The 5,122-nt window shown below is 67.7% G+C and carries 6 protein-coding genes and 1 pseudogene; 3 read left to right on the top strand and 4 right to left on the bottom strand.

Annotated elements, in window-relative coordinates; all coding sequences use genetic code 11:
• Positions 1-618, bottom strand: a pseudogene (locus tag ACT6S0_RS26390) (GNAT family N-acetyltransferase); the annotation flags it as partial.
• A 131-nt stretch (positions 619-749) separates the two neighbouring features.
• Between ACT6S0_RS26390 and ACT6S0_RS26385 the strand changes: the two are divergent.
• The 3 genes from ACT6S0_RS26385 (at position 750) to ACT6S0_RS26375 (ending at position 2,976) form a co-directional block, all read left to right on the top strand.
• Positions 750-1,676, top strand: a complete 927-nt coding sequence (locus ACT6S0_RS26385) for an FYVE zinc finger domain-containing protein (RefSeq protein ID WP_444766701.1) — start codon at positions 750-752, stop codon at positions 1,674-1,676.
• A 123-nt stretch (positions 1,677-1,799) separates the two neighbouring features.
• Positions 1,800-2,294: an arsenate-mycothiol transferase ArsC gene (locus tag ACT6S0_RS26380; protein WP_444766700.1), complete on the top strand. Its 495-nt coding sequence runs from the start codon at positions 1,800-1,802 to the stop codon at positions 2,292-2,294.
• Positions 2,295-2,397: 103 nt separating this feature from the next.
• Positions 2,398-2,976, top strand: a complete 579-nt coding sequence (locus ACT6S0_RS26375; RefSeq protein WP_444766699.1) for an esterase/lipase family protein — start codon at positions 2,398-2,400, stop codon at positions 2,974-2,976.
• Between the two features lie 18 nt (positions 2,977-2,994).
• Here ACT6S0_RS26375 and ACT6S0_RS26370 read toward each other — a convergent pair whose 3' ends face one another.
• The 3 genes from ACT6S0_RS26370 to ACT6S0_RS26360 all read right to left on the bottom strand — a co-directional run.
• Complete coding sequence (locus ACT6S0_RS26370) at positions 2,995-3,201, bottom strand: dodecin (protein WP_432731829.1); 207 nt, start codon at positions 3,199-3,201, stop codon at positions 2,995-2,997.
• Positions 3,202-3,267: 66 nt separating this feature from the next.
• The gene (locus tag ACT6S0_RS26365) at positions 3,268-4,431 is read right to left on the bottom strand and encodes a c-type cytochrome (RefSeq protein WP_444766698.1); all 1,164 of its coding nucleotides are present in this window, start codon (positions 4,429-4,431) and stop codon (positions 3,268-3,270) included.
• A gap of 6 nt (positions 4,432-4,437) precedes the next feature.
• Positions 4,438-5,122: ABC transporter ATP-binding protein (locus ACT6S0_RS26360; protein WP_444766697.1), on the bottom strand; the 685-nt coding region annotated here is incomplete at its 5' end.

The following is a 5,122-nucleotide window of genomic DNA, read 5'->3' as shown; positions in this document are numbered from 1 at the left end:
GTACACGATGATGCTGTGCGTGGCCTGGTCGTTGGCGAGGAAGTCGAGCACCTGCGGAATGTCGACCGAGGTATGCGGGCCCAGCGACACCACGCTCGAGAAGCCCACGCCGTTCTGGTGTGCCCAGTCGAGCATCGAGGCCGTGAGCGCGCCGGACTGCGCCACCAGCGCGAGCGGTCCGCTCCTGGCCAGCGGGCCGGCCACGCTGGCGTTCAGGTGCAGCAGCGGACGCTGGAAACCCAGCGAATTCGGACCCAGCAGGTGCACGCCCTCGCGGCGCGCGATCTTGCGCCACTGCGCTGCCTGGTCGGCACCGATACCGCTTGAAAGAACCACTGCCGCCTTGCAACCGATGCGTCCGGCGATTTCAAGCGCGGCAGCCACGTCGCCCGGCGCCAGCGCGATCAGGGCGAGGTCGGCGTGGGTCTGCGCCAGTTCCTCGAGCGTGCCCTTGGTGCGCACGTCGAGGAAGCGCAGGGTGCCGTCGAAGCGGTCGGCGCGGAAGGCCTCGCGCAGCGTGCGGCCGGCCGGCGTCTGCCCGCCCGGGCCATCGGCATTGCCGACGAATGCCACGATGGAGGCGGGCGCGAAGAGCGGGGTCAGGAAATGCTTGTCCATGCCTGGAATTGCCTCGTCATGGGGAGGGACCACGTGCCTTGTTGTCCATGGTCTCTCTCCCGTGTCTATGGGATGGTTCGGGGTACGCCGTAACTCTATTCTCACGCCGCCAATCCCTTCAGGATGGAGATATGCCACATCTGACCGCGTTGACGCGCCGCAAATTGCGCTTCCTCCCCCAGGGAGGCAATGCGCCTCACGGCGCGGTGGCCCTGGCGTGCTGGAACTGGGCGTTGACAGGCTTCAGAGCCGTCCAGAACGATCCGACCGGGATGTTCGACTTTGTCAGCTACGGCCCTTACAACGAGCCTTCCATATCCCTACAGCACGCCGTCCAGACAGCCGGTGCCGGAGGTGCTGCCTGGTTCACGCCGGCGAACAGGCAGCGCCTGTCCGACCTCGAGGAGGCATGGATGGACCAGCGTGGGCCAGTGGCAGAGTCGCCGGCACGTCTGGCCGAACTGCATCGAGTCAGCACCGAGCTCGTCAAGTGCTCGATCGAGCTGAACGGCCTGACTTGGTCGCTCGCGCCGACGCCCTACAAGGTGGTGATGTACTACCGCACTCAAGTCAACGACCGTCTGGATGGGGTTGTGTTTGCCGGCCCGAACTTCACCCACTGGTGGCTGCAGATCGACGAGGGCGGGGCAGCTGGCCACAACGACGGCATCGAGGCCTTCCCGGGCAATGCGAACCTGGACATACGCCGCCCGGAATACGCTACGAGCGCGACGCAATGCAGGGTCTACATCAACGAATTGCATGCCGAGCATGTCACGCGCATCACGAACGCGGTGAATGCCGTGGCGGCAGGCAACCATCCTGCAGGCGTTGTCCACCACGCCGCCATGGCCAATCTCAATACCTGTGCCATTTGCGGCCAGGCGCTGCTGAGCGGCATCAAGGGGGCCTTTTCGTCCAACGGCCGACATCACTGCCGCTGCTGCGGCAGGACCGTCTGCGCCAATTGCTCGCCGGCCACGCGTGCGCCGTTGCTGGGCGCGCGCGCGGCGATCGGTGGCGGGGGCGGGCCGCACCGCGTCTGCATGTACTGCTGAGTCGGCCGCCGGGTCGCGCGCCCGGTCAGGCCTTGAGGCCGGGAGTCCACCGAAGGCGCGATGGCGCGGAGTGTTGACCTAAGTCATGACGTGGTCAGCGCGCATGGCTATATTCAAGGCTCCATGCAAAAACGTATCGGCGTGATATTCGTCTCCCGACGAAATTCATTACGCAGCATCCTGGCCGAAGCGTGCCTAGCGCACCTGGACCCGAAGAGGTTCTCGGCGTCTTCCTGCGGCCAGCCCGGACAGGTCGTCCGCGAGTTCCATCCTGCTGCCGTCGCCGCGCTGAAGAGCGCGAGCATTCCCGTTCCCGAGCGGCTGCCGCGCAGCTGGGACGAACTGGTGCGCGCGAATGCCGCGGCGGCGGATTTCGTCATCACCCTCGACGCCGCCACCGAGCCGCGCCAGCCGCGATGGCCCGGCCAGCCCGATGCGGCGCTGTGGGAATACCCCGACGTGGCCGGCGGAGCCGACCCCGACAAGGTCGCGCACGACGCGGTCCTGACGCTGTTCTCGCTGCGCCGCAGGCTGGAACTGCTGGTGAGCCTGCCGATGCAGGGGGCTGACCGGTCGGCCGTGCGATCCGATGTGCGGGACCTGGGGTATCTGCGGTAGTCCGCCGGTAGCTCATTCCGATACCACCGCTGATCGAGCCCGGCAATCGCGAGCTGCCGACGGATGCTCGGGCCCATCCGAAACTTCACGACAGGACGACCCGATGGACGTGGTACTCGTACACGGCATCTTCAACAACGGCAACATCTTCAGGCGCATGGTGCGGGCGCTCGAGGCCGACGGCCATCGCTGCTGGGTGCCTTCCCTCAAGCCCGCCGATGGCCGCAAGGGAATCCATGACCTTGCGTGCAAGCTCAAGGCCTACATCGACGCACATGTGGAGCCCGATGCGCCGATCGCCATCGTCGGCTTCAGCATGGGCTGCATCATTGCGCGCCAGTATCTTCAGGTGCTCGGCGGCATCGCCCGCGCCCAGGCACTCTTCGCCATCGCCGGGCCGCACGAAGGAACCATGACCGCCTATGCCTACCCCGGCCGCGGCGCCAGGGACATGCGGCCGCGAAGCCCCTTGCTCGAGAACCTGAGGAAGACCGAGAACTGCCTGGACGGACTGAAGCTCTTCACGTACTGGACGTCCCTGGACCTCACGATCCTGCCCGCCACGAGCAGCAACTGGCGGCGCGCCGCGAGCAGCCTCGATGCGCGCGCCTGGTTGCACCGGCTCATGCCCGGCGACGCGAAGGTCTGCGCCGACATCACGCGCCGCGTGTGCGCGCTGTGACGTGGCGTCGATGCCGCCTCACTCCAGCGTGAACCCGATCTTCAACGTCACCTGCCAGTGCGCCACCTTGCCATCGACCACGTGTCCGCGCGTCTCGGTGACGTTGAACCACTGGATGTTGCGCACCGTCTCGTGCGCCTTGGCGATGGCGGTCTGCACCGCGTCCTCGATGCCGGTCGGCGAAGAGCCCGTGAGTTCTAGTGTCTTGTAGACGTGGCTGGACATGGTGTCTGTCTCCTTCAGGGTTGATGGGCGAGGGGCCCGGAAAACATCGTAGTCCCGTTGCGGGCGTCAGTGAACGAATCCGCCCTTGACGAAGCGAACCGGCTCGGCGTCCATGCGGGCGATGAGGGCGCCGAGGCCGTCCGGAGCCAACGGTCGCGCGCCGGACGATGGGGGCTGTTCGGTACGGCACAGCAGGTCGTCGTCGCTCCATGCACCCTTGCCGGGTTCGCCGCGTGCGCGCAGCCAGCCGTCACGGTCGACGATGAACTGGGTGCCTGCGAGTTGCGTGGTCGCGGCAATGAGCGAGAAGGCGGCCCACGCGGCGGGCGAGGCGACGGTGCAATCACCAGACTGCGATGCGCTGGCTCCGGCATCCGGCGCGAGAGTCACGGTGACGAGGCGCGGATCGTCGAGCAGCGGCAGCGCTTCGGCACCAGTTGCCACGATTCGCAGCCGCTGGCCTCGCCAACTGCCCAGCCTGCGGGGCGGCTTGCTGCCACATTGCACGGTCATGTCCGGCGGCGCGATCGGCTGGGTCCACAGGCCGGCTGCGCGCAGGCTTTCGCCAGCGCCCTGGGCTTTCATGAAATCGATCAGCGCCCATGCGTCCGCATCGCCCAACGTGGAGCCGAAGCCTGGCATCGTCGTGTTGCCGCGCCGGTCGCGCATGCCGTTCAGCAGATGCCAGAGCAGATCGCCATCGGCGCGCCGCCACAGCAACGGGCCCGAAAGGTTGGGCGGCCACACGGGCTGCGTGGAAGCCAGCGGGCCTTGCCCGCGCCCGTCGGTGCCGTGGCAGGCCACGCATTGCGCCGTGTAGAGCCCGCGCCCGCGCTCGATGCTGTCGGCCGTGAATCCTGTTGGAGACGACTGGAAGCTCGTCGGGTACGCGGGCACCAGCACGACATTGGCCTCGGGCCAGGGCGCAGCGACGACCAGCAGTGTGGCCAGAGCCATCAGCCAGACGCGACGCCGGCGCCAGAGCAGGGCGAGCACCAGCACCAGCAGCGCCGCCGAAAGCAGAACCACCGTGAGCCCGAGCCTTCGCGCCTGCCCGAGATCGATCAGCAGGTTCTCGCCCGACAGCCGCAGCGCCCACGGCCATGCCGGCTGGCCGTGCGCATGAGCGACCAGCCCCAGTGCATCGAGCACGCGCAGCAGCTGCAATTGCACACCCTGCAGCAGGCCGATCAGCAGATTGAGCCAGCCGGCCTCCGGCGGACCGCTCATCTCAGGTCACCACGTGGCGTCGAGTCCCAGGTGCTTGAGCGCCTCGTGACGCAGCTCTGCGAGCTTCGGGTCGCCGCGATGGCGCGGGTAGGGCAGGTCAACCACCAGCTCCGCCGCGATGCGCGCGGGCCGGTCGCTCAGCACGATCACCCGGTTGGCGAGGAACAGCGCCTCTTCCACGTCGTGCGTGACCAGCAGTGCGGAGAAGCCGGCGCGCTGCCACAGGTTGACCAGCTCGCTCTGCATCGCGATGCGCGTGAGCGAATCGAGCTTGCCCAGCGGCTCGTCGAGCACCAGCAGCTGCGGGTCGTTGACCAGCGCGCGCGCCAGCGCCACGCGTTGAGCCATGCCGCCGGAAAGATGGTGCGGAAAGGCCTTCGCGAACTCGGTCAGGCCCACGAGCCTGAGCGCTTCGTCGACGCGGGCACGTTGTTCCTTCAGCACGCCGCGCGCCTGCAGGCCCAGCGCCACGTTGTCCCACACGCTGCGCCATGGGTAGAGCGTCGGGTCCTGGAACACGACGATGCGTGACGGATCGGGCCGCGTGATGGCCTCGCCGTTCTGCGTGATGGGGCCGGTGGTTGCGGGCTCGAGCCCGGCCACGAGCCGCAGCAGCGTCGACTTGCCGCAACCGCTGGGCCCCAGCAGTGCGACGAATTCGCCGGGGCGCACCTGCAGGTCGATGCCGTCG

This window comes from Roseateles sp. (assembly GCF_052436255.1).
Classification (GTDB): domain Bacteria; phylum Pseudomonadota; class Gammaproteobacteria; order Burkholderiales; family Burkholderiaceae_C; genus Pelomonas.
This window is presented reverse-complemented; position numbering and strand designations above follow the sequence as displayed.